This window comes from Brevundimonas sp. NPDC090276 (assembly GCF_044772165.1).
GTDB lineage: Bacteria > Pseudomonadota > Alphaproteobacteria > Caulobacterales > Caulobacteraceae > Brevundimonas.
The window spans coordinates 543,737-567,141 of sequence record NZ_JBIVYK010000002.1 but is presented as its reverse complement, the minus strand read 5'-3'; the positions used below and the strand labels follow the sequence as shown (position 1 = coordinate 567,141).

Annotated in this window: 20 protein-coding genes and 1 pseudogene; 12 read left to right on the top strand and 9 right to left on the bottom strand. The window is 66.4% G+C overall.

From position 1 onward, the window contains the following. Positions 1 to 95 precede the first annotated feature (95 nt). From dapA to prfB, 4 genes are all read left to right on the top strand, one after another. Entirely contained in the window at positions 96 to 980 is an 885-nt protein-coding gene (dapA, locus tag ACIQTU_RS08515) for a 4-hydroxy-tetrahydrodipicolinate synthase (RefSeq protein ID WP_400545242.1), read from the top strand. After that, positions 980 to 1,447 (top strand): SsrA-binding protein SmpB, encoded by a 468-nt coding sequence (gene smpB / locus ACIQTU_RS08510; RefSeq protein WP_105563368.1) that lies wholly within the window; start codon positions 980 to 982, stop codon positions 1,445 to 1,447. The genes dapA and smpB overlap by 1 nt, the downstream gene beginning before the upstream one ends. 73 nt (positions 1,448 to 1,520) lie before the next feature. Continuing rightward, a complete protein-coding gene (locus ACIQTU_RS08505) occupies positions 1,521 to 3,935 on the top strand; it encodes a penicillin-binding protein 1A (RefSeq protein ID WP_400545238.1) in 2,415 nt (804 codons plus the stop codon). Positions 3,936 to 4,063: 128 nt separating this feature from the next. Beyond that, a protein-coding gene (gene prfB, locus ACIQTU_RS08500) for a peptide chain release factor 2 (protein WP_400545235.1) occupies positions 4,064 to 5,180 on the top strand; the annotation gives its coding sequence in 2 pieces (ribosomal slippage) (positions 4,064 to 4,132 and positions 4,134 to 5,180; 1,116 coding nt in all). A 47-nt stretch (positions 5,181 to 5,227) separates the two neighbouring features. Here the strand turns inward: prfB and ACIQTU_RS08495 are convergent. From ACIQTU_RS08495 to tyrS, 3 genes are all read right to left on the bottom strand, one after another. Beyond that, positions 5,228 to 5,785, bottom strand: a complete 558-nt coding sequence (locus ACIQTU_RS08495) for a polymer-forming cytoskeletal protein (RefSeq protein ID WP_400545232.1) — start codon at positions 5,783 to 5,785, stop codon at positions 5,228 to 5,230. Positions 5,786 to 5,910: 125 nt separating this feature from the next. Next, a complete protein-coding gene (locus tag ACIQTU_RS08490) occupies positions 5,911 to 6,378 on the bottom strand; it encodes a peroxiredoxin (protein WP_400545230.1) in 468 nt (155 codons plus the stop codon). Positions 6,379 to 6,392: 14 nt separating this feature from the next. Then, positions 6,393 to 7,649, bottom strand: coding sequence for a tyrosine--tRNA ligase (tyrS, locus tag ACIQTU_RS08485; protein ID WP_400545227.1), 1,257 nt, complete (start codon positions 7,647 to 7,649; stop codon positions 6,393 to 6,395). A 183-nt stretch (positions 7,650 to 7,832) separates the two neighbouring features. On the opposite strand from tyrS, the gene ACIQTU_RS08480 reads away from it, so the two are divergent. Both ACIQTU_RS08480 and ACIQTU_RS08475 read left to right on the top strand, forming a co-directional pair. After that, entirely contained in the window at positions 7,833 to 8,975 is a 1,143-nt protein-coding gene (locus ACIQTU_RS08480) for an anhydro-N-acetylmuramic acid kinase (RefSeq protein ID WP_400545224.1), read from the top strand. Then, positions 8,972 to 9,913, top strand: a complete 942-nt coding sequence (locus ACIQTU_RS08475) for a DMT family transporter (protein ID WP_400545221.1) — start codon at positions 8,972 to 8,974, stop codon at positions 9,911 to 9,913. The genes ACIQTU_RS08480 and ACIQTU_RS08475 overlap by 4 nt, the downstream gene beginning before the upstream one ends. Positions 9,914 to 10,193: 280 nt before the next feature. On the opposite strand, the gene ACIQTU_RS08470 is transcribed toward ACIQTU_RS08475, so the two are convergent. Then, the gene (locus ACIQTU_RS08470; RefSeq protein ID WP_400545218.1) at positions 10,194 to 10,793 is read right to left on the bottom strand and encodes an NAD(P)H-dependent oxidoreductase; all 600 of its coding nucleotides are present in this window, start codon (positions 10,791 to 10,793) and stop codon (positions 10,194 to 10,196) included. Between the two features lie 57 nt (positions 10,794 to 10,850). Beyond that, a complete protein-coding gene (locus tag ACIQTU_RS08465; RefSeq protein WP_400545215.1) occupies positions 10,851 to 12,446 on the bottom strand; it encodes an MBL fold metallo-hydrolase RNA specificity domain-containing protein in 1,596 nt (531 codons plus the stop codon). Positions 12,447 to 12,635: 189 nt separating this feature from the next. On the opposite strand from ACIQTU_RS08465, the gene ACIQTU_RS08460 reads away from it, so the two are divergent. Beyond that, entirely contained in the window at positions 12,636 to 13,325 is a 690-nt protein-coding gene (locus ACIQTU_RS08460; protein ID WP_400545212.1) for a VIT family protein, read from the top strand. A gap of 72 nt (positions 13,326 to 13,397) precedes the next feature. On the opposite strand, the gene ACIQTU_RS08455 is transcribed toward ACIQTU_RS08460, so the two are convergent. The 4 genes from ACIQTU_RS08455 to ACIQTU_RS08440 all read right to left on the bottom strand — a co-directional run bounded on the left by ACIQTU_RS08455 (position 13,398) and on the right by ACIQTU_RS08440 (position 20,166). After that, positions 13,398 to 13,967: a cytochrome b gene (locus ACIQTU_RS08455; RefSeq protein WP_400545209.1), complete on the bottom strand. Its 570-nt coding sequence runs from the start codon at positions 13,965 to 13,967 to the stop codon at positions 13,398 to 13,400. 97 nt (positions 13,968 to 14,064) lie between these two features. Next, positions 14,065 to 15,699: an alkaline phosphatase D family protein gene (locus ACIQTU_RS08450; protein ID WP_400545206.1), complete on the bottom strand. Its 1,635-nt coding sequence runs from the start codon at positions 15,697 to 15,699 to the stop codon at positions 14,065 to 14,067. A gap of 113 nt (positions 15,700 to 15,812) precedes the next feature. After that, entirely contained in the window at positions 15,813 to 18,866 is a 3,054-nt protein-coding gene (locus ACIQTU_RS08445) for a TonB-dependent receptor (RefSeq protein ID WP_400545204.1), read from the bottom strand. Positions 18,867 to 18,966: 100 nt separating this feature from the next. Beyond that, positions 18,967 to 20,166: a hypothetical protein gene (locus ACIQTU_RS08440; protein ID WP_400545201.1), complete on the bottom strand. Its 1,200-nt coding sequence runs from the start codon at positions 20,164 to 20,166 to the stop codon at positions 18,967 to 18,969. 188 nt (positions 20,167 to 20,354) lie between these two features. Between ACIQTU_RS08440 and ACIQTU_RS08435 the strand changes: the two genes are divergently transcribed. The 5 genes and pseudogenes from ACIQTU_RS08435 (at position 20,355) to arsH (ending at position 23,389) form a co-directional block, all read left to right on the top strand. Further along, positions 20,355 to 20,690 carry an ArsR/SmtB family transcription factor gene (locus ACIQTU_RS08435; RefSeq protein WP_400545198.1) on the top strand — a complete coding sequence of 112 codons (336 nt, stop codon included), beginning with the start codon at positions 20,355 to 20,357 and terminating at the stop codon, positions 20,688 to 20,690. 7 nt (positions 20,691 to 20,697) lie between these two features. Further along, positions 20,698 to 21,120: an arsenate reductase (glutaredoxin) gene (gene arsC, locus ACIQTU_RS08430; protein ID WP_400545195.1), complete on the top strand. Its 423-nt coding sequence runs from the start codon at positions 20,698 to 20,700 to the stop codon at positions 21,118 to 21,120. Then, positions 21,120 to 22,206 (top strand): annotated as a pseudogene (gene arsB, locus ACIQTU_RS08425) (ACR3 family arsenite efflux transporter). The gene arsC and the pseudogene arsB overlap by 1 nt, the downstream one beginning before the upstream one ends. Continuing rightward, on the top strand, positions 22,206 to 22,646 hold the full coding sequence (arsN2, locus tag ACIQTU_RS08420) for an arsenic resistance N-acetyltransferase ArsN2 (protein ID WP_400545192.1): 441 nt from the start codon (positions 22,206 to 22,208) through the stop codon (positions 22,644 to 22,646). The pseudogene arsB and the gene arsN2 overlap by 1 nt, the downstream one beginning before the upstream one ends. Further along, positions 22,643 to 23,389, top strand: coding sequence for an arsenical resistance protein ArsH (arsH, locus tag ACIQTU_RS08415; RefSeq protein WP_400545189.1), 747 nt, complete (start codon positions 22,643 to 22,645; stop codon positions 23,387 to 23,389). Before arsN2 ends, arsH begins: the two co-directional genes overlap by 4 nt. Positions 23,390 to 23,405: the final 16 nt, after the last annotated feature.

Below are 23,405 nucleotides of genomic sequence, written 5' to 3'. Positions count from 1 at the left end.
ACTGGTTGCGGCCGAGCGGCGAGCAACCTACGCTCCCTGCCTCTTCAAAAGGGCGGCACACGCCGCCCGAAACACCGCGCAGGTAACTTGTTTCAATGACCGCCCCCTTGTTCAAGGGCGTGATCACCGCCTTGATCACACCTCTTCGTGACGGAAACGTGGACGAAGGGGCTTTTGAAAAACTCCTGGAACGCCAGATCGCCGCAGGCGTCCATGGCGTGGTGCCGGTCGGTACTACGGGGGAGAGCGCTACCCTCAAGATGGATGAGCACAAGCGCGTCATCGAACAGTGCGTTCAGGTCGCAGCGGGTCGCGTACGGGTGATCGCCGGCGCCGGATCGAACGCCACGCATGAAGCCATCGAGCTGTCGGCCTTCGCCAAGGAAGTCGGCGCAGATGCGACCCTTGTGGTGACGCCCTATTACAACAAGCCGTCGCAGGAGGGCATGATCGCCCACTTCGAGGCGATCTCTGACGCCGTGCAGATTCCCATGATCCTCTACAATGTGCCGAGCCGTTGTGGGGTCGACCTGTCGAACGAAGCCGTCGCGCACCTGGCGAACAATCCGAACATCGTCGGCATCAAGGACGCCACCAGCGATATCTCGCGGGTCAGCTGGATGCGCAGCCATATCAACGGCCCGTTCGACCTGATCAGCGGCGATGACGCCACCTGGCTGGGTTATGCCGCCAGCGGCGGCGTGGGCGTGATTTCTGTCACCTCCAATGTCGCGCCGGAAGCCATGGTCGCCATGTACGACGCGGTCGCCGCTGGCGACTACGCCACGGCGCGGGCCTGGCAGGACCGCCTGATCGATCTGCACAAGGGACTGTTCCTCGACAACTCGCCGTCACCGGCCAAGTACGCCCTGGCCAAGCTGGGCCTGTGCAGCGAGGAGGTCCGCCTGCCGCTGTCCCTGACCCGCGACGCCGTGAAGCCCGCCATCGACAAAGCCATGGCGGAAGCCGGGGTCATCTGATGGCCGCCGACGCGCCCAAGAAGGTGATCGCCGAGAACCGGCGCGCGCGCTTCGACTACTTCCTCGAGGATTACATCGAGGCCGGGATCCAGTTGCTGGGCACCGAGATCAAGGCGCTGCGCGACGGTCGGGCCAATATCGCTGAAAGCTATGCGGCGGTGGAGGGACGCGAGATCGTCCTGATCAACTCGGACATCCCGCCCTACAAGCAGGCCAACCGGTTCAACCATGAACCGCGCCGCCACCGGAAGCTGCTGCTGCACCGCAAGCAGATCGACAAGCTGATCGGCGCCGTCCAGCGCGACGGGCGGACCATCATTCCGGTGCGCCTGTACCTGAACGAAAAAGGCAAGGCCAAGCTCGAGATCGCTCTGGCCAAGGGCAAGAAGCTGCACGACAAGCGCGAGGCCTCGGCCGAACGCGACTGGCAACGCGACAAGGCCCGGCTATTGCGCGACAAGGGCTGAGTTTGCGGTTCCGCTTTGCGGCGGGACCGACGCGCGATAAACGACAATTCTTGGGGCGCGTCTTGCGGAGTTCATGGTGAAGATAGCCGAACGCTGGTTCGTGATGGCGGGCGTCGCCTTGCTGGGCGGCATCGCCGTGGCCGGGCTGGTCGTGGCCATCTATGCGGCCTGGGTCCTGCACGACATGCCGGATGCGTCGGAGCTGGCGGACTATCGCCCGGCGACGGCCACGCGCGTCTTTGCCGGCGACGGCACCCTGATCGGCGAATTCTCGGACGAGCGGCGCATCTACGTCACCTATGACCAGGTCCCGGAGCAGGTGATCCACGCTTTCCTGGCGGCGGAAGACAGCCACTTCTTCCAGCATGGCGGCATCGACGTGTCCGGCATCGGACGGGCCATGTTCAAGAACGTCTTCAACGTCTTGTCGGGTCGTCGCCTCGAAGGCGGTTCGACCATCACCCAGCAGGTGGCCAAGAACGTCCTGCTGACCAACGAATCCAGCCTGAACCGCAAGTTGAAGGAAGCCATCCTTTCCAGCCGTCTGGAAGCGACCCTGACCAAGGAACAGATTCTCGAACTGTATCTGAACGAGATCTACCTGGGTTATCGCTCCTATGGCGTGGCATCGGCTGCCTACAACTATTTCGGCAAGTCGCTGAATCAGCTGACGCCGGACGAGGCGGCCTTCCTGGCGGCCCTGCCCAAGGGCCCGAACAACTACAACCCCAAGCGCCACCCCGAGGCCGCCAAGGGCCGCCGCGACTGGGTTCTGGGCGAGATGGCCGACAACAAGTGGCTATCGAAAGAAGATCTGGCGGCGGCCCTGGCCCGGCCGCTGAACACACGCGCAGCCCCGCGGCGCGCCGAGTACGCCGACGCCGACTTCTTCGTGGAGGAAGCCCGCCGTCGAGCCATCGGCCTGTTCGGTCAGGAAGAGGTCAACCGCGGCGGCTACTACATGCGCACCACGCTGGACCCGCAGTTGCAGTCCGCCGCGCGTGAAGCCCTGATGAACGGGCTCGAGAACTACGACCGTCGCCACGGCTGGCGCGGCGCCTGGGGCACGACCGACTTCGCCGAAGGCTGGCAGGCAGAGGCTCTGAAGAAGAACACACCGCCTGAACGTCGCACCTGGCAGGCCGCCGCCGTCGAAAGCGTCAGCGGCAACAACGTGCGGGTCCGTTCGGCCAAGGACGACCGGACGGGATCCCTGATCGTCTCCGACGCCGCCTGGGCCAACGCCAATCGACCGCTGAAGCGCGGCGACCTGATCTTCGTCGAACCGCGCGGCGGTCAGTTCGCCCTGAAGCAGGTGCCGGCGGTGAACGGCGCCCTCGTGGCCATCGAGCCCCAGTCGGGTCGCGTTCTGGCGATGGTCGGGGGCTATTCCTACGCCCTGTCCAGCTTCAACCGCGCGACCCAGGCGCATCGCCAACCGGGCTCGGCCTACAAGCCCTTCGTCTATGCGGCGGCGCTGGAGGGTGACTTCACCCCGGCCTCGATCGTTCTGGATGCGCCGATCAGCTTCCCTGGCGGTCCGGGCGGCCGCGCCTGGACACCCGAGAACTACAGCCGTCAGTACTACGGCCCGCAAACCCTGCGTCGCGGTCTGGAGCTGTCGCGCAACGTCATGACCGTCCGCCTGGCCCAGGCCGTTGGAATGAAGAACATCGTCGACCTGTCCAAGCGCATGGGCGTGGTCGACGACATGTCGCCGAACCTGGCCATGTCGCTGGGGGCAGGGGAGACGACGCCTTATCGCATCACCGCCGCCTACGCCGCCTTCGTCAACGGCGGTCGCCGGGTCGATCCCTATCTGATCGAGATGGTGCAAGACCGGAACGGCCAGACCATTCACCGCGCCGACCGTCGGCAATGCCGCGATTGTAACCGCGGCTTCAGTGGCCAGGAATCCCCGCGTCTGCCCGACCGCGGCACGCAGGTTATCGACCCGATCACAGCTTATCAGGTCAGCTCCATGCTGGAGGGCGTGATCCAGCGCGGCACGGGCGCCAGCGCTCGCGGCCTTGGCCCCTGGGTCGGCGGTAAGACCGGCACCACCAACGAGTACCGTTCGGCCTGGTTCGTCGGCTTCTCCAGCGACATCGTGGTCGGCGTCTTCGTCGGCTTCGACGACAATCGCTCGCTGGGCGGCGGCGAAGCCGGAGCGGCGACCGCCGTGCCGATCTTCACCGACTTCATGCAGGTGGCCCTGAAGGAACGCCCCGCGCGGCCCTTCGTCCGACCCAAGAACGCCGTCTTCCGCACCGTCAACGGCATCGAGGAAGCCTTCCGTCCGGGCACCGAGCGTCAGATCCGCGAGGAAGCGCCGCGCCCCCTTCAGCCGGAAGGACCGCAGAACTACAACGACGTGATCCGTCGCGAGCAGGAGGCCGCGCAAGCTCCGGCAGCCGCCGCGCCGGCCGCCGTCGCCCCTCCGCCGCCAAAGAAGCAGCCGGCAGAGGACTTGAGCGGACTCTACTGAGGCTCTAGTTAGACCCACCAACCGGCGCGCCTGTCCGCAGGCGCGCCGTTTTTCATCTTGCTTTCCCTATCGGGCCGCACGCGGTGTGGCGCCGCTACAGGGAGGGCGTTGTTTCGCAGGAGTTTGCGATGAGACCGGATGTCGAGGCCATGAAGGCCGACATCGAGCAGAGCGTCGCTCTGCTCAGGAGGCGACTTTGACTGGGATGTCGCTCTAAGAAAGCTCGATGAGCTGAACGCGCGGGTCGAGGATCCAACCCTGTGGGACAACCCGGAACAGGCCCAGGCCGTCAGCCGCGATCGTTCGCGTCTGGAAGCCCAGGTCAACAGCGTCCGCGAGTTGGAAAACGCCCTCGAAGACGGCGTCATGCTGGCCGAGATGGCGGACGAGGAGGGCGATGAAGCCACCCTCGAGGAAGCGCGCGAACAGCTTCGCGGCGTCAAGGATCGCGCCGCCCGCGCTGAACTGGAAGCCCTGCTGTCCGGCGAGGCGGACGGCAACGACGCCTATCTGGAAGTGAACTCCGGGGCCGGCGGCACCGAGTCCAACGACTGGGCCGGCATGCTGCTGCGCATGTACACGCGCTGGGCCAAGGCCCATGGCTATGAGACCACGATCGAGGCCCTCGAAGAGGGTGAACAGGCGGGCGTGAAGTCGGCCACGGTGCTGATCACCGGTCCCAACGCCTATGGCTGGCTGAAGTCGGAATCGGGCGTGCACCGCCTGGTCCGCATCAGCCCTTATGACGCGGCGGCCAAGCGCCACACCAGCTTCGCTTCCATCGGGGTGTCGCCGGTCGTGGATGACACGATCGAGATCGACATCAACCCGTCCGACGTGCGCACCGACACCTATCGCGCGTCCGGCGCCGGCGGCCAGCACATCAACAAGACGGACTCGGCCGTGCGCCTGACGCACATTCCGACCAATACCGTGGTGGCCTGTCAGACCGGTCGCTCTCAGCACCAGAACCGCGATCAGGCGTGGAAGATGCTGCGCGCCCGTCTGTACGAACTGGAACTGCAAAAGCGTGAGGCGGCGGCGCAAGCCCTGGCTGACGCCAAGACCGACATCGGCTGGGGTCACCAGATCCGATCCTACGTCTTGCAGCCCTATCAGATGGTCAAGGACCTGCGCACCGAGGTCGAGACCTCGGACACGCAAGGGGTCCTGGACGGCGATCTGGATCAGTTCATGGGCGCAGCCCTAGCGGCCCGGGTCGGCGAGACCCGAGACGCGAACTAAAAAGGGGCGGCCTGCAGGCCGCCCCTTTTCCTTTGTCCGATCGCCGGTCAGGCGGCGGGCTTGGCCTCGACCTTGTCGGCCTTGGCGTTGGCCGCGACGGGCTTTTCAGCCGGCGTCGGAGCATCCAGCATGTTGGCGCCCGGCGTGTCGCGCTTGGCCTGGGTGCAGCGCCCCTGGAACCAGGCGCCCTGTTCGATCGACAGTTGCTCCTGAGTGATGTCGCCCTCGATGCGGGCCGTGGCGAACAACTTGACCTGCTTTGCGACAATGGCGCCTGAGACGCGGCCGCGCACCTCGAGAACGTCGGCGTGGACCGTGCCCTCAACCGAGCCGCCCTCACCGATGGTGACGCGGACGACGCGGATATCTCCCTTTAGCGAGCCGTCGACCTGAAGCTCGCCGGCGCCCGAAATGTTGCCTTCGTATTTCACGCCGGCCGACAGGGTCGACAGGCTGGAAGAGCGCGAGGCCGCCGGGCGCGAAGGCTCAGACGCGCGCGGCGCGGCGGCTGGCGTCGACGTGGCGGCCGGAGTCGGCTCCGGCGCGGGCGGGATTCCCAACCCGCTGGAGGGGCCGTTGTCGAAGGGTTTGCTCTTGTTGAACATGGTGCGCTCCGCATCTCGCCAGCAAGGCCGGCCTAATCCTACTGTAGCCCCTTGGCGGCAGTTAGGATCAGGTCGGCGACGGAGGCAAGCTTGGCCTCAGCGCATTGCTTGGATCAAAGCGCCCGTCAGAGAGATTGGGCGGCTTCCAGCACCTGCTCGGCGTGGCACTTGACCTTGACGTTGCGCCAAATGCGCCGAACCGCGCCCGCGCCGTCGATCAGGAAGGTGGCGCGTTCGACACCCATGTATTCCCGGCCATAGAGCTTCTTCATGATCCATGTGCCGTAGGCCTCGCAGACCACGCCGTCCTCATCCGAACCTAGAACTACCTTGAGATCGTGCTTGGCCTTGAAGCGGTCCAGCTTCTTCACCGCGTCGCGCGAGACGCCGATGACGACGGTATTCGCGGCGGCGAACTGGTCGGCCAGGGCCGAGAAGTCCAGCCCCTCGGTCGTGCAGCCAGGCGTGTCGGCCTTGGGATAGAAGTAGAGGACGACCGACTTGCCCTTCAGGTCGTCCAGCGTGATGCGGCCGTCGCCATCGGTGGCGAGATCGAACCCAGGGGCGGCCTGGCCTTCGGTGATGTCGGTCATCCTTGTTTCCTTCCTTAGACCGGCTTGACCAGCACGATCTTCTTCTTGCCGGCGGCCAGCTTCAGCACGCCGTCGGCGTTGACGTCGGCGTCTTCGATCAAGCGCGCGCCGTCGGCGATGGCCTCATCGTTCAGACGCAGGCCGCCCCCCTGGGCCAGGCGGCGCGCCTCGCCGTTGGACGTGGTCAGACCAGCCTTGGTCACGACGGCGGCGATCATGGCGCCGATCACCTCGTCTTTCGGCAGTTCGACCGTCGGCAGGTCAGCCGACAGCTGGCCCTTCTCGAAGGCGGCTTCGGCGGCGGCGCGAGCAGCCTGGGCCGCCTCCGAGCCGTGCAGCATCGAGGTCGCGGCGTCGGCCAGGGCCTTCTTGGCTTCGTTGATGCCGGCGCCTTCCATGGCTTCGTAAAGCGCGATCTGGTCCAGCGGCAGGTCGGTGAACAGGCGCATGAAGCGGCCGACGTCGGCGTCCTCGGCGTTGCGCCAGAATTGCCAGTAGTCATAGGGGCTGAGCTGTTCGGCGTTCAGCCAGACCGCACCCTGGGCCGTCTTGCCCATCTTGCCGCCTGAGGCCGTGGTCAGCAGGGGGGTGGTCAGGCCGAAGGACGACTTCTGGTCCACGCGGCGCACCAGATCGACGCCCGAGGTGATGTTGCCCCACTGGTCCGATCCGCCCATCTGCAGCGTCACGTTCAGCGAGCGGTTCAGCTCCAGGAAGTCCACCGACTGCATCAGCATGTAGTTGAACTCGAGGAAGGTCATCGGCTGCTCGCGCTCGAGGCGTAGCTTGACCGAGTCGAAGCTCAGCATCCGGTTGACGGTGAAATGCGTGCCGTAGTCGCGCAGGAACTCGACGTAGCCGAACTTCGACAGCCACTCGTCGTTGTCGACCATAACGGCGTCAGACGGGCCTTCGCCAAAGGTCAGGAACTTCTCGAACACGGTCTTGATCGAGGCGATGTTGGCCTGGATCGTCTCGTCGGTCAGTTGCGGGCGCGAGGCGTCCTTGCCGGTCGGGTCGCCGACCTTGGTCGTGCCGCCGCCCATCAGGACGACGGGCTTGTGTCCGGCCTGCTGCAGGCGGCGCAGCATCATGATCTGGATCAGGCTGCCGACGTGCAGCGACGGCGCCGTGGCGTCGAAGCCGATGTAGGCCGTCACGATCCCGTTCGAGGCGGCGTCATCCAGCTCCACCGGGTGGGTCACCTGGTGGATATATCCGCGCGATTGCAGGGTCTTGAGGAAGTCGGACTTGAAGGCTTGGTCGGTCATGGACGGCTCCGTAGCAGGGATGCCGGCGGCCGTCTTCCTTGTCGGGAAGTCGCACCGCCAGCGAAGGCGGCACGAGATCGCGGCCGCTCGCTAGCTCAGCGAACGGTAATACAGGCCGGAAATGGCGCGGGCGGCGATCATGGGCGCTAGCTACGGCGTGCGCGACGTGGCAGTCAACCCGCCATGACGACCTCCTCCTCGACAAAAACCCTCCGCGTGCTCGGTTTCATGACCGGCACCTCGCTCGACGCCGTGGACATGGCGGTGATCGAAACCGACGGCGAAAACATCATCAGCTTCGGCCCCGCCGGCGAGATGAAGCTGGACGCCGAGACCCGCGCCATCGTCGAGGACGCCATCGAGGACGCCCTGGACTGGGAGCGCGACGAGGAAGAACCCGACAGCTTTGAAGACGCCCGCATGGCGGTGGCCGACGCCCATCTGGCGGCGGCGCTCGGCTTCATGGCGGTGAACGGGGTAAAGGCCAGTTCACTGGATCTGGTCGGGGTGCATGGCCAGACGGTGCTGCACGAGGCGCCGACGCCGGGATCGCCGGGTCGCACGGTGCAACTGATCGACGCCCTGAGCGTGGCCGAGGGGCTGGGCGTGCGCACCGCCTATGATTTCCGCAGCGCGGACGTGGCGGCGGGCGGGCAGGGGGCGCCGCTGGCCCCCGTCTATCACGCGGCTTTGGTGAAAAAGGCGGGCCTGAGCGGGCCGGTCGCCGTGCTGAACCTGGGCGGGGTGGGGAACATCACCCTGGTCCGCGCCGACGGCGGGCTGGAAGCCTTCGACACCGGTCCGGCCAACGGCATGGTCGATCTGCTGGTGCAGTCGCGCGGCAAGAAGCGGATGGACGAGGGCGGCAAGCTGGCGGCGGCGGGGACGGTCGATCAGGTCGTGCTGGACGCCTATCTGGCCCATCCCTATTTCGCGGCGGCGGGGCCGAAGTCGCTGGACCGGTTCGACTTTTCTCTGGATCCGGTGTCAGGTCTGTCGCTGGAGGACGCGGCGGCGACGCTGACCGCCTTTGCGGCCGAGGCGGCGGCCCTGGGCGTGGCGCGCTGTGCCGAGAAGCCCACCAAGGTCGTGGCCTGCGGCGGAGGTCGGCATAATCCTGTCCTGCTGGCGGCGATCCGCGAGCGCGCGGGCGTGCCGGTGACGACCGCAGAGGACGAAGGCTGGCGCGGCGATTCCATCGAGGCCGAGGCCTTCGCCTTCCTGGCCGCGCGTTGCCTGCTGGGCCTGCCGATCAGCTACCCCGGCACGACGGGCGTGCCCGAGCCGATGACCGGCGGCCGCATTGTGGAGCCTGGAGAACAGTGACCACAGCGGCATCACAGCGCTTCTGGGGCGTCGCCAGCGGTCTGGCGGCGGGCGCCCTGTGGGGACTGGTCTTCCTGGCGCCCAAGATTGCGCCCGAAGCCTCGCCGATGATGATGACGGCGGGACGTTATCTCGCCTATGGCCTGATCGCGGCCCTGTTGATCGCGCCGCGCTGGCGACGGGTGACGGCAGCGATGGACTGGAAAGCGTGGCGGGCCCTGGCCTGGCTGAGCCTGGCGGGCAACATCGTATACTTCGTCTTCGTGGTGGTCAGCGTCCATTTCGCGGGCGTCGGAGCCTCGGCCCTGATCGTCGGCATGGTGCCGATCGTGGTCGCGCTGTGGGGGCTGAAGGACAAGAACTCGCCGCCGCTGTCGCGCGTGGCGCCGCCCATCGCTCTGGCGGCCTTCGCCGTCGGCCTGATCGGCTGGGAAGCTCTGAGCCGGTCCAACGGCGCCCAACATGATGGCGTCCAAACCCTGATTGGTCTGGTCTGTGCCCTTGCGGCTCTTTTGTCCTGGTCGGCGTTTGCTGTCGGCAACAGCCGCTGGATGGGGCGGCTGCCCCAAGTGTCGCCCCACGACTGGTCGCTGCTGACCGGGGTGGTGACTGGCGCATTCGCACTGTTGCTGGCTGTGCCCGCGGTTCTGACCATGGGCGCCTGGTCCGGCGAGATCTGGGCGCGCTTTCTCGGTGTGAGCCTGGGCGTCGCCATCTTTGCGTCCATCATCGGCAACGCATTCTGGAACCAGGCCAGCCGCATGCTGCCACTGACGATGCTGGGCCAAATGATCGTGTCCGAAACTCTGTTCGCTTTCCTTTATGGTTTCATTCTAGAGCAGCGCGGGCCGACCGCGATCGAGATTGTCGCCATGATCCTGATGGTCGTCAGCGTCGTCTGGTGCGTCCGCGCGCATCGCCACGTGGAAGGAGGCTAAACACTGCCTGAAATCGTCTAAGATATATTATGCGAAAAATTTCAGTGTTAGGCTTCATTGGCTGTCAGAGTTCCTCATTCCTGAGCTTCCGGCCAAAACCGGCACACTGACGCTGATATGGACAGCGTCGTTTTTGATCGCGAACAAAACTTGTCATCGACGGCGGCTATACGGCGCGGTGAGTTCCATCGGCCCGCGTGAGCCTCGCCTCATGCGCCAAACGCAGGCACGATCTTCTTCGCGCTGCAGGCTCGCGTCGCCCCGCCGAAGACGGTCTGCGTCAGCGTCCGCCGTGGGCGATTCTGGCGGCCGTCCCGGCCACGGTCCGGGCATGACTGGCGACGACATCCTCCCTCATGCCCGGAACCACCTCTCCGATATTGTGGTGGCCGATCAGTCCCAGCCCGGTGACGGCCGCCAGATGATCGTCGAAATGCCGGCGCATGGCGTCCCAGGCGCCGCTGTTCTCAACCCAGTCCTGGGGCGCGCCCGAACTGGTGAAGCTGACCAGCTTCCTGTCCGAAAGGAGCGGCTGATTGCCCTCGAGGCCGAACCGGGAATAGCCGAACCCCATGCCGAAGACCCGCTCAACATAGCCCTTCAGAATGGCTGGAGGCGCGTTGAACCAAAGGGGATAGAAGAAGGCGAAGACATCCGCGTCGCCGATGGCGGATCGCTCGTCCAGCACGTCCGCGCGAGGCTGGAAGCCTTCGTGATCCGGCAACTCCTCCATGTGCAGCATGGGGTCGAAGCCCAGGCGATAGAGATCGCGAAGAACGACCTCGACGCCCTCCCCGCGCGCCGCCTCGGCATAGGCCTCGGCCATGGCCACGGTGAAGCTGCGGATCCTTGGATGTGCGACGATCAGAGCCTGTTTCATTCGAGCCTCCTCGGTCAGATCAGACGTCCTGAAGAGCGGACGCGATAGCGCCGGCGGTCAGCCGCCTGGACCGGGCGGTTTGAGCGCTTCGAGCAGCCGCGCGATCAGGGCCTCGCGCGTGGCGTCGTCCGGCGCGTCCTGCAGCGCTTCGTTGAGGTCGCCGAGGAACTCCGCACGACCATTGCGCCAGTCGGGCCTTCCCGCCAAGCCGGAAGTCAGCCGTCGGGGCGTCTCCGACCCCAGCGCCTCGGTCCCGCTCAGTACGAAGGCTTCATCCAGAACCGGCGCCATGATCGCCTTGGCGTCGATCCCCACCTCAACCAGCCGGGCCGCCAGACCGAGGCGAGCGTCGGGCTCGCCATGTACGAGAAAGATCTTGCCGCCCACCGGCTGACGCGCCTTCAGCCAGGCGACCAGGCCGGCCGCGTCAGCGTGGGCGGAATAGGCGTCGATCTCACGAATGCGCGCATTGACCCGCACGTCGTCGCCCTGAATGCGGACCAGGCGTCGGCCTTCCAGCAAGACCCGGCCCAGCGTCCCCGCCGCCTGGAAGCCCGTGATCAGAACGGTCGTTTCGCGACGCCAGAGCAGCCGCTTTAGATGCCGCCGGATGCGTCCGGCGTCGCACATGCCGCTGCCCGCCAGAATGACGTGCCAGTCGCGCAGCCGCTCCAGCCCGTCGCTCTCCTGAGGCCGCATCAGATAGTGGAGGCGCGGCGCGTGACGAAGCTCGAGATAGGGGTTCTCTTCCGCCTCGACGTTCCAGCCCCGCCTCAGGAAGACGTCCGTGGCCTCGATCGCCAGGGGCGAGTCCAGGAAGATCTCGGTCGCCAGCTCCGGTTCGTCGCGCATCACCGCCAGCAGGTCGAGGATCAGCTCCTGGGCCCGTCCCACCGCAAAGGTCGGCATCAGCAACGGCCCGCCGGCCGCCTTCGCCTGGCGCATTTCCTCCGCCAAGACCTGTCGGCGCGCCTCGGGCGTCAGGTCCTGGCGTGAGCGGTCGCCGTAAGTGGATTCCAGAATGACGTGATCGACCCCGACCGGTCCGTCCGGCGTCGGCAGCAAGGGCTGGCGGCCAGACCCCAGGTCCCCCGAGAACAGGAGCCGCACCGGCTTGCCGTCGTCCATGACCACCACTTCGATCGAGGCCGCGCCCAGAAGATGGCCCGCCGGCCACCACCGCGCCTGAACCCCCGCCAGGGGCTCGATCAGTTCGCCGAACTTCACCGTCTGGAACAGTCGCAAGGTCGGCGCCACGTCCGCCACGGTATAGATGGGCTCCACCGGGTCGATCCCGCGCCTCTGGTTTCGGCGGTTCAGATGGGCGACGTCGCCTTCCTGGATCTCGGCGGCGTCCGCCAGCATGACCTCGCAAAGATCGCGCGTGGCCCGGGTGGTGTAGACGGGCCCCCGATAGCCCGCCCGCACCAGCTTGGGTAGCAGGCCGGAATGGTCGATGTGGGCATGGGTCAGAAAGACAGCGTCAATGGACGTCACGTCGAACGGAAAGGCATCGTGGTTCAGCGACTTGAGCGACTTCGATCCCTGAAACAGCCCGCAATCCACCAGAAAGCGCACGCCGCCGGCTTCGACCAGGGCGCAGGATCCGGTGACGCATTCCGCCGCGCCGTGGAAAGCAAGAGACAGGCTCATGGGCCGCTTCCGTGCGGTATAGACGTGCCATCATGACACACATCCGTTCCGTCGTCATGGAACGACGTTCTCGACCTGCCTTAAACCAGGTCCCAAGACCCGACTCGCGCCCGCGGACCTTCAACCCTCGGGACTTGCCACAGCAGCGCTTTGAGCGTCAGCTTCCAGCGGCAGTCGGAGAGACGAGAGATGCTTCATAGCGAGTCCCATCGAGTCGAGCGTATCGGCTGGCTCAGGGCGGCGGTGCTCGGGGCCAATGACGGCCTTGTCTCCACCGCGAGTCTGGTCGTGGGCGTGGCCGCCGCGGCGTCCAGCCATGGCGCGGTCCTGATCGCCGGCGTCGCAGGCCTCGCCGCCGGGGCCATGTCCATGGCCGCCGGCGAATATGTTTCAGTCAGTTCGCAGTCCGACACAGAGAAGGCCGATCTCGCGCGCGAGACTTCTGAACTGGCCGGTGACCATGAGGCCGAGGTGCGTGAGCTGGCCGGAATCTACGCCGCTCGCGGGGTCGCCCCCGATCTCGCGTCGGAAGTGGCCAGGCAGATGATGACCCACGACGCCCTGGCCGCCCACGCCCGCGACGAACTCAGCATATCCGAGATCACCGCCGCCCGCCCCATCCAGGCGGCGATCACCTCGGCCGTGACCTTCTCGGCCGGGGCCGCCCTGCCCCTGGTCGTCGCGGCGATCGCGCCCATGGCCGGGCTGGCCCTGTGGGTCGCCGGATCCGCGCTGATCGGTCTCGCCTTGCTGGGCGCCCTGGGCGCCAGGGCCGGCGGCGCGCCCATCGGCCGATCCGTGACGCGGGTGGTCTTCTGGGGGGCTCTTGCCATGGCCATCACCGCAGGGGTCGGCCGTCTGTTCGGCGTCGCCGCCTGATCAGAGACGTCCCCCGACCGCCAGCCCCGGTAGCGGACCTCCCCTGAAGGCGCCCGGCGGACCGGAAGCGCCTCAGCGCCGCGGGAAGGGCCACATCCGACCGGCCATCCGCCCCCGGTCGAGAAACTGATGCTTCAAGGCCGCCGAGACGTGCAGGACGACCAGGACATAGGTCACCTTCACCAGCACCTCATGAACGCCCTCCATCGGCTCATGCAGGCCGCGGGGCAGCCCGGGAAGCAAGGGCCATGACAGGCCGCCGGCCAGGCTCATCATGTCGCTGGTCAGGGCCGCCCGCCCCGTGGAGACCGCCGCCCAGCCCGTCAACGGCAGGCCGATCATGATCATGTAGAAGCCGAAGTGGCTGAGGCCCGCCACGACCCGTTCCCAGCGCGGCGTCCGTGCCGGAAGGGGCGGCGGCGGGTTGACGATGCGCCAGCCCAGTCGCGCCAGGCTGAGGATGAGGATCGTGATCCCCACGCTCTTGTGCCAGTCGAACCAGAGATCTCTCACCGCCCCCCGATCCATGTCGCCAAAGGTCCAGCCGACATAGATCTCCGCGAAGAGAAGGACGGCGATCAGCCAATGCAGCCCGGCGGCCCCGATATCGTAGCGGCCCTGCTCAGCGAAGCGGGTGATCATGGCGCTCTTCCTGAATGCTCCAGTGTCATGGTGTCCGTCTTGGGCGCGCCACCGTCAAGCTTTCCGCCCCCCAACTCTATGCGCGAAAGACCTGCCCTCAGGCGAGGAAACGTCGCCGTCCCTTCTGTACCGTCATCCGGTGTACGCTGGCGACGGCCGTGCTGCGCGCCTTGATCGTCTCCATGAATATCCATTCGCCGCCGACGCGGTCAGGCGTGATGTCGATCATCATGTAGCCGCGTCCGCTGGTCCGGGCCCAGGCCATCTCGGGGTTGGCGGCGAGGAAAGCGCGGGCGGCGACCGACGGCGGCACGCCGAGTTGCCGCTCGATGCCGTTGGAGGTCACAGCCTGGCCGGCGAATTCCACCCCGGCGGGGCGGCCGTCCTCGGACAGGGAATAGGCCCAGGCGTTGTGGCTGTCGCCCGCCAGCATGACCAGGTCGGCGTCGGCCGCCTGCGCCGCCTTGAGGAAGCGCGCGCGCGCCGCCGGATAGCCGTCCCAACGATCCATCCACATCGGCAGACCGGCCCGGCCCGCCCGCGCGGCGTTGGTGAAGGAGCGGACGGCGCCTTCGCCGAGGTCCGAACGCAACCAACTGACGGCGTCCTGGGGCATGACGGTACGGCCCATGATGGTGCCCATGCCGACCACCTGCCAGGCCGTGGTGCGGGCATTCGCCCGTAGTTCGCGAGCCAGCCAGGCTTCCTGGGTCGAGCCCAGCATGGACGCTGAGGAGTCCTGCCATACGCCGTCGCGGAAGGCGGCCAGGGCCGCCTCGGTTCCCTCGCGATAGGCCGCGCCGATGTCTGCCTGTCGCGTACGGCCGATCAGACGCGACTCGGTGCGGTAGAGGGTGGCCAGATCGCCGATCGGATAGGCCTTCCAGGGCTCTTCCGAGATCGGCATCCATTCCAGATAGGCCTGAGCGGCGGCGGCGCGGCGCGTGCTCCAGTCGCCCTCGGTCGCCGCCTGATGGTTCTGAGCCCCGCCTTCCCAGCTATCGTTGGTCGATTCATGATCGTCCCAGACGCAGACCATGGGCGCCGCCGCGTGCACAGCCTGCAGGTCGGGGTCGGCGCGATAGCAGGCGAAGCGCAGGCGATAGTCGGCCAAGGCGACCATCTCATGATCGTGGGCAGGCAGAACCGCGCGCTCGGCGATGCGATCGTCCACGGCGTAGGAGCCCAAGCCGTACTCATAGACATAGTCGCCGGCGTGCAGCCACAGGTCGACGTCGTCGCGCGCCGCCGCATGAGCATAGGCGTTGAACCAGCCCATAGGCAGGTTGGAACAGGAAAACAGGCCGATGCGGAATCGACCGGTTCGGCCGACCGGCAATGTCCGCGCCCTGCCCGTCTGCGACCTGCTCCCGTCCGGCCCGATGAAGCGATACCAGTAGGTCGTGCCCGGTTGCAGGCCATCCAGGGTGATCTTGGCCGTCCAGTCGCGATAGGCGCCGGTGCGCGCCACGCCACGCGCCGCGATCTGGCGGAATTCGCGGTCCAGGGCGATCTCGACATCCAGCCGGACCTCATCGGCCCCGCCCACCGGGACGTAGCGGCTCCACAGCAGCAGGGAGTCCGGGCCCGGCTCACCGCTGGCCACGCCGTGGGTGAAGCCAGAGGCGCCGAGAAGCGCCTTCGCCAGGGCCGCGCCGCCCGGCAGCCCCAGAGCGGCCAGGCCCAGGCCGCCGCCCAGCACCAGCCGGCGTCGATCAAGCAGCAGAGGCATGAGATTATCCTTTGGAGGTACAGATCGAGGGACGCCGTCCCTCAAGTCGAGCTCCCGGTGGCCGCGCCGTCGCAGGAAGGCGCGGCCACCAGGTCTTCAGGTCGACAGGGCGATCAGAAGACGCCCTTGACGCCGATGTTCCACATCGAGCCGTACACGGTGTACTGCTGCACCCGATCACGCTCGTTGGAGTAGATGACGTCCGGCGAGTTGAAGATGTTGCGCCCCGCCAGCATCAGGTCGAAGCGGTCGTTGATCTTGTAGTTCACGCTGACGTTCCACAGCTCTCGCGGCGAGTGGTAGAGGACGCCGTTGTTGGCCGTGGTCGGCGTGTTGTTCAGCCCGCTGACGCGATATTTCGACTGCCAGTTGCCGTTCAGCTGGAAGTCGAAGCGGCCGATGTTGTAGCGCACGCCCCAGTTGGCGGCCTGTTTCGGCGTGCCCTGACGCTCGCCGTCCGGATCCAGATAGGTCACCGAGCCATGCAGGCCCAGACCGCGCCATGCGCCCGGCAGGAAGGTCAACTGCTGGCTGTATTCCGCGACATAGCCCCGGTTGGTGCTGGTCCCCGGCAGGTTCTGGGCGCTGCGGAAGGTGTAGCCCGCGTACTCAGCCGGATCGAAGCCGACATCCTCAGGGTTCACCGTCATGCCGGTGACCTGCATGTCCTGCATGTCGAGCTGGTAGGCCGACAGACCGATGATGCCCGCCGGCGCCAGATAATACTGCAGGCTGGCGTAATACTTCGTCGAATGCTCCGGCTTCAGCTCGGGGTTCGGCACGGTGACGATCATGGTGTCGTCGTTGACCGACACCACCCCGCCCAGGTTGCCGTAATCGGGGCGCAGAACCGCCTGGCTGAAGGATAGCTGGCCCACCAGCTTGTCGGTGAAGTCGTATTTGACGCCGCCGCTCCAGAACCAGTCGTCGTACTCGCCCTTGCGATCCTGATAGGTCCCGTTGTTGTACTGGTACAGTAGCCCCTCGACCGTGTTGACCGACAGGCCGGCGTCCGTGACCTCCTTGAGCGGGCGAACGACGGCGATCCGGGACGCCGTCTCGGTCTTCTCATAGCGCAGCCCCAGGTCGAAGCGCGCGCGGCCGGCGTCGGCCTGGGCCTCGACATAGGCGGAGGTGATGTCCTCCTTGACCCGCTTGTCGTTGTCGAGACGGCGCTTCAGGTTGCCGACCTCGTCCGCCACGAAATACTCGGGATGGTCGCGGTAGATGTCGTACATGCCGTAGTGGCTGTCGGCGCGCCAACCCTGGGCGTTCATGTTGCCCGCATCAAAGCCGATCATCTCGAAGCGGTATTTCTGGGTCCACGGCACCACGGCTTCGGGGGCGGTCTGGGTCAGGTCGCCGGTCGAGCCGACGTACTGGAACTGCTGATAAGAGCCCTCATCGGTGCGCCAGTCATTGCTGCGCGCGCCCATGCCGCCCATCAGGGTGAAGTAGACGTCGCCCAGGCTGAGCCGCTTCTTCACGTCCAGGTTCAACGAGTACATGTCGTTGACGGCGTCCGATTCCGCCGTGCGGACATTGTTGCCGATGTCGATGTCGCGGTTGAAGTTCATCGGATCGCTCCACGAACGACCCGCCGTCTGGCGCAGATACCAGGCATTGGACTCCGTGGAATCGCGCTCCATCTCGAAGCCGATCCCCGTCAGGTGGTTGTCGGTCCGTTGGAAGAAGCCCTTGCTGGTGTCGCGGAAGTTGAACTCCGCCGACGAATAGCTGGCGCGCAGCGCCGCTTCCCACGTCTCGCCCTTATATTCCAGCTTCGGCGCGATCAGATAGGTCGGCGTTCCGGCGTAGCGGTGCGAATAGCCGGTGTGCAGTCGAGTGTTCCGGCCGTCCGGATTGACCACGATATGCGTGCCCGTCGAACCCGGCGCGGCGTAGGATCGGGTCGTCGTGCCGAAGGTCAGATAGGTGTACTGGTTGAAATACTCGACATCGTAGAACGAGTAGTTGCTGCGCAGCGAGAAGATCAAGTCATCGGTGAACTTGTAGTCCACCGCCAGGTTGGCGGCGGTGCGGCTGGTCAGCTTCGGCCCCGGACGCCACATGACCTGATAGGGCAGCACCCGGCCGTCGGCCAGATAGGACCAGTCCGTCTGTATGCGATCCTGCTGCACATAGTTAGCGTTGTGGCTGGCGCTGACCGCCACACCCAGACGGCCGTCCATGAAGACGTCGGCGTAAGAGAACTGGGCCGATGGATAGAGGCTGGCGTGCTTCTTGTCGTCGGGCATGTAGTGGCGCGACAGGGCCGAGTCCGAGGTCGCCACCCCGCCCAGCTGGAAGCGCAGCTGCCGCCCGGGAAGCTGGAAGGCGTACTTGCTGCGCAGGTTGATACTGCCGCCCGGCGAGTCGGCGTCCATGCTGGCCAGCAGGGTGTGGTTCAGCTCGATCGTCTCGATGCCGGTGATCGACATCTGCTCAAACGAGTTCTGACGCCCCGAGTTGTTGTTCGAGGTGGCCGTGGCCATCCGGGCCCCGTCCATGGTGAAGGTCGAGTACTTGGGCGGCAGACCGCCGATGCGAACCGCCGTGGCGTCCACCTCGGTGTAGTCGATCGACAGGCCCGGCATGGACTTCATGAACTCGCCCACGTCGCCCATGGTCAGGGCGCCGAAGTTGTCGGCCGGCACCACGTTCTTGGCGTTCATCGCCACGCGGCGCTCCATCAGCGCCTTGGCCTGGCCCCCGCGTGCGGCCGTGACCACGATGTCCTCCACCGCAGAGGCCTCGTCGGAGCCGGCGTAGAGCGGCGCCTTCAGCTCGATGTCGAGAACCGTCGTCTGGCCTGCGACAACGCTGGCCGTTGCCCGCGCCTCCTGCAGGCCGACGTAGCGGACCACAAGCGTGACCTCGCCCGTCGGCACGCCGCTGAGACGGAAGGCGCCGCCGTCCTCGGTGTAGGCGACGATCCCTGTGCCTTCGACGCGAACCTCGGCGTTGCGCAGGTACTCGCCGCTGACGGTGTCGAGCACCCGGCCGCGCAGGGCGCCGGCGGCGGCGGACGCCTGGGCCGCGGCCTGGCGGGTCGTTTGCGCCACGGCCGCCTGAGGCGTCACGGACGCAAAGGCGGCCGCCATCAGCGGATACAGCAACAGGGCTCGCGGGCTGACGCTGGCGAGGTGGCGGGAACGGGCCTTCATGGGAGTTTACTCGAACAACTAGGAGGAAGAGGAAAAGCGAAGGGACGCCGCTCACCGCGAGCGGCGCGCCAAGAGGGCGGGCGCAGCCGTCAGGCGCGGCTCAGGGCGTGGAGGTTCGTCGCCGGTGCTCTTCGGCGTCGACGGGCGCGAACGGCGCCAGCGGGTCCCCGGTCCAGCGCATCAGGGTCAGGTCGGCGGCCTGGCTCCCCTTCCCGCCGGAGTTCACCGCCAGATAAAAGAGCCCGCGCCCCAAGGGCTCCAGGCCGACATCCGCCTTCCAGCGCCAGCCGCGCAGGTCGGTGGCTGGATCTTCCAGACCATCGGACGCCAGGGGCAGAAGCATCCCCTGCTCCCACCCTTCGCTGGAAGACGCCGTCACGCCGATCAGATCGCCGCGCGAGGGCCGGCTCCCGGCGTCAACGGCGAACAGCAGATAGTTGGGAAACTCCGGCTTGCGGCCCTGATAGACACCCAGGAACCAGCGCCCGGCGTCGGCGTCATAGGCGAGGTTCTGCACCCCGTAGGTCGTATTGCCGGTGCGGACGAAGTACTTGCCGTCAACGGCGGCGGGGCCCTCGCGATGCGGCGCTTCCTCGGACAGCGGACGGGCGTGACGCTCCCAGTCGGCGGTGTCGTATTGCAGCAGGACCTGATGGTCGTTGTCGGTCCGGGTGACGTCGCCATAGACCCCGTAGGCCACGGTCAGCAGCAAGGGCCCGTCCGTGCGTCCGAAGCGCGGGCCGAAGGCCACACCGTCTATGCCCGAGGCGCCGTAGCGATGGTCGAGCGTCGCAGCGACGTCGCCGTCGAAGCGTCCGTCGCCGTCCATGTCAGCAGCGTAATCACGCGCGACCTCGGCTAGATGGACGGTCTTGAACAGGTCGTTGCGGCTGGCTTCGAGTCCGACCCGATCCAGTCCCGCAACATCGATCACCGCGATGTAGAAGGCTTGATCCGCCTTGTACTCCAGCGAACCGTATAGCTTGCTATCGGCCGGATTGAAGGCCAGGTCGCCCAGGTGCCCGGTCCACCCCACCAGCGTCCCGACCAGCCGACCCTCGAAGTCGTATTTGGCGAGCAAGTTGGTGAAGGAATAATAGATATGGCCGCGTTCGAGATCGACGGCGACGCCCTGCACATGGCCCGCGTCCCACGTCCCGCCGTTGTGACTCAAAGGCAAGCGGGCCAAGGGCTGTCGCTCGGCCGTCGAGGCCTCAGCCTGATGGGGAAGCCACGCGACCAGAGCCGCCGCCGCGAACGTCACGCCCGTCCGCTTCAGCGACGCAATACTGAACTTCATCCTTGCCCCCCGCGACAGGCACGGGGTCTAGGGTGGGTTCATGATCACTCGCTCACGCTTCGGCAACATTCGCGCCAAGTTTGGATGACGATAGCTTTGCGATTAGCACGCAGACGGACAAGCGCGAGAAGCGGTCATCGGCTACCCCATTTGATTGACGACGCCATTTGTTCCATTATCTTGGAATTATGGAACCAGAAGTCGCCATTCTCGCTCTAGCCGCCCTGGCCCAGCCCACGCGGCTGGAGACCTTCCGCCTCCTGGTCCGGCATGAGGCCGACGGCCTGCCCGCAGGCGAGATCGCCGATGCGCTCGCCGTACCCGCCAACACCATGTCAGCCCACCTTGGGGTCCTGTCTCGCGCGGGCCTGATCAGTTCAGAGCGTCGCAGCCGGTCGATCATCTACCGCGCCGATCTGAGCCGTCTTCAGACGCTTGTCGTCTTCCTGCTGAAGGACTGCTGCCAGGGCCGCGCCGAACTGTGCGAGCCGCTGCTGGCCGAACTCGCGCCCTGCCGCGCCTGAGGACCTCATGGACGTCGTCATCTACCACAACCCCGCCTGCGGGACGTCGCGCAACACCCTGGCCCTGATCCGCCACGTCGGGATCGAGCCGCATGTCATTGAATATATGAGGACGTCGCCAAGCCGCGCCATGATCCAGGACCTGGCCAAGCGCATGGGCGTTCCGCTGCTCAGTCTCCTGCGCGAGAAGGGCACGCCCTTCACCGAACTAGGCCTCGGCGATCCCGCCCTGACCGACGACCAGATCCTGGACGCCATCGACGCCCATCCGGTTCTGCTGAACCGCCCGATCGTCGTCTCGCCGCTGGGCGTGAAACTGTGCCGGCCGTCCGAAGCGGTTCTGGGCCTCCTTCCGCCTGAGGGCCTGAAACCCTTCACCAAGGAGGACGGCGAAGTCGTTATCAACGCCGACGGCTGGAGGCTTCGCTGATGGTCGACGCCGTCGTCACCGAACAACCGAAGCGCCGCCTCTCCTTCCTCGACCGCTGGCTGACATTATGGATCTTCGCCGCCATGGCGCTGGGCGTGCTGTTGGGCTCGGTCGTGCCGGGGCTGCCCGCCTGGATCGACGGCCTGTCGGTCGGGACGACCAATATCCCCATCGCCATCGGCCTGATCCTGATGATGTATCCGCCGCTGGCACGGGTGAAATACGAGGAACTGCCGCGCAGTCTTTGCCGACAAGCGCGTGCTGTTGCTGTCCCTGTTCCAGAACTGGGTGCTGGGGCCGGTGCTGATGTTCGCCTTGGCGGTCATCTTCCTGCGCGACCAGCCGGAATACATGACCGGCGTCATCCTGATCGGACTGGCCCGCTGCATCGCCATGGTGCTGGTCTGGAACCAGCTGGCGCGCGGCGACAACCAGTATGTGGCGGGCCTGGTCGCCTTCAACTCGCTCTTCCAGATCGCCTTCTTCAGCCTCTACGCCTGGCTGTTCCTGACCGTGCTGCCGCCCCTGTTCGGGCTGGAGGGCAGCGTGGTCGATGTCAGCGTCTGGACTATCGCCGGCGCCGTCCTGGTCTACCTAGGCCTGCCCTTCCTCGGCGGCTTCCTGACGCGGCGGGCGCTGGTCGCGCGCAAGGGAAACGACTGGTACGAGACGCGCTTCCTGCCGCGCATAGCGCCGGCCACCCTGATCGCCCTGCTCTTCACCATCATCGCCATGTTCAGCCTCAAGGGCGGCGAGGTGGTCGCCCTGCCGCTGGACGCCCTGCGCATTGCCATCCCGCTGACGATCTACTTCCTCGTCATGTTCGTGGTCAGCTTCCTGATGGGGCGGTTGATCGAGGCGGACTATCCGCGCACCACGGCCCTGGCCTTCACCGCCGCCTCCAATAATTTCGAGCTGGCGATCGCCGTCGCCATCGCCGCCTTCGGTCTAGCCTCGCCGGTCGCTTTCGCCGCCGTCATCGGCCCGTTGGTCGAGGTGCCGGTGCTGATCCTGCTGGTGTCGGTCGCCCTCTGGCTGGGCCGCCGCTACTTCCCTGCGACCGCCCCGAAGAAGGACGCCTGCTGATGGCCTTCAACGCTGTGGAGTTACCTGAGCCCACCGCCGACCTGATCACCACGTTGGAGGCCGCGGGCCTGCCGACGGACGACCTCCACGAACCCGGCCGGCGCTTCTTCCGCTTTGAGAATAGCGAGGGGCTGATTGGTTTCGGCGGGCTGGAGCAGGTCGGGCCCGACGTCCTGATCCGCTCCATCGTCGTCCCTGAAAGCCGTCGCGGCGGCGGTCACGGCGGGGCGATCCTGTCCTGGCTCGAAGCTGAAGCCGCCAATCAAGGAGCTGCCGGCCTCTATCTGCTCACGACCTCGGCCGCCGCCTTCTTCCAGCGGCGCGGCTACTCGGTCGCCCTTCGGTCAGCCGCGCCGCCTGCCATAGCCGCCTCCCGGCAGTTCAGCGGCCTGTGCCCCGCCTCGGCGGCCTTCATGTCCAAGGATCTGCGCCCCCGATGAACCGTCTTCGCGACCTGCCCGATCCCGATCATATGCCGGCGCTCGACCCGGCCTATCTGTCCAGCCGTCCTGCGCTTGGCCTCGGCCCGAATGATCACCCGCCGCGCATCCTGCTGCTGTATGGCTCGCTGCGGGATCGGTCCTTTTCCCGTCTGGCTGTCGAGGAGGCCGCCCGCCTTCTGCGCTTCATGGGCTGCGAGACGCGCATCTTCGATCCGTCCGACCTGCCGCTGACCGATCAGGTCGACTGCGACGACCATCCCGCCGTCCACGAACTGCGCGAGCACGCCCTGTGGTCGGAGGGCATGGTCTGGAGCAGCCCAGAACGCCACGGCCAGATTTCGGGGATCATGAAGCTTCAGATCGACCACCTGCCGCTGAACATGGGCGGCATGCGTCCGACCCAGGGCCGCACCCTGGCCGTCATGCAGGTCTCCGGCGGCTCGCAGAGCTTCAATGCAGTGAACACCCTGCGCCTGCTCGGCCGCTGGTTGCGGATGATCACCATCCCCAACCAGTCCAGCGTGGCCAAGGCCTTCATGGAATTCGACGACGACGGCCGCATGAAGCCGTCCAGCTACTATGATCGCATCGTCGACGTGATGGAAGAACTGGTGCGCTTCACCGTCCTGACCCGCGCCCATGCCGGCCAGTTGGTGGACCGCTATTCCGAACGGAAGGCGTCAGGCGCGCCGCTCGATGCGGCCAACGACCTGTCCGCGATCGCGATCAGGTCTGCGTAGCGCCACGCGCAGACCA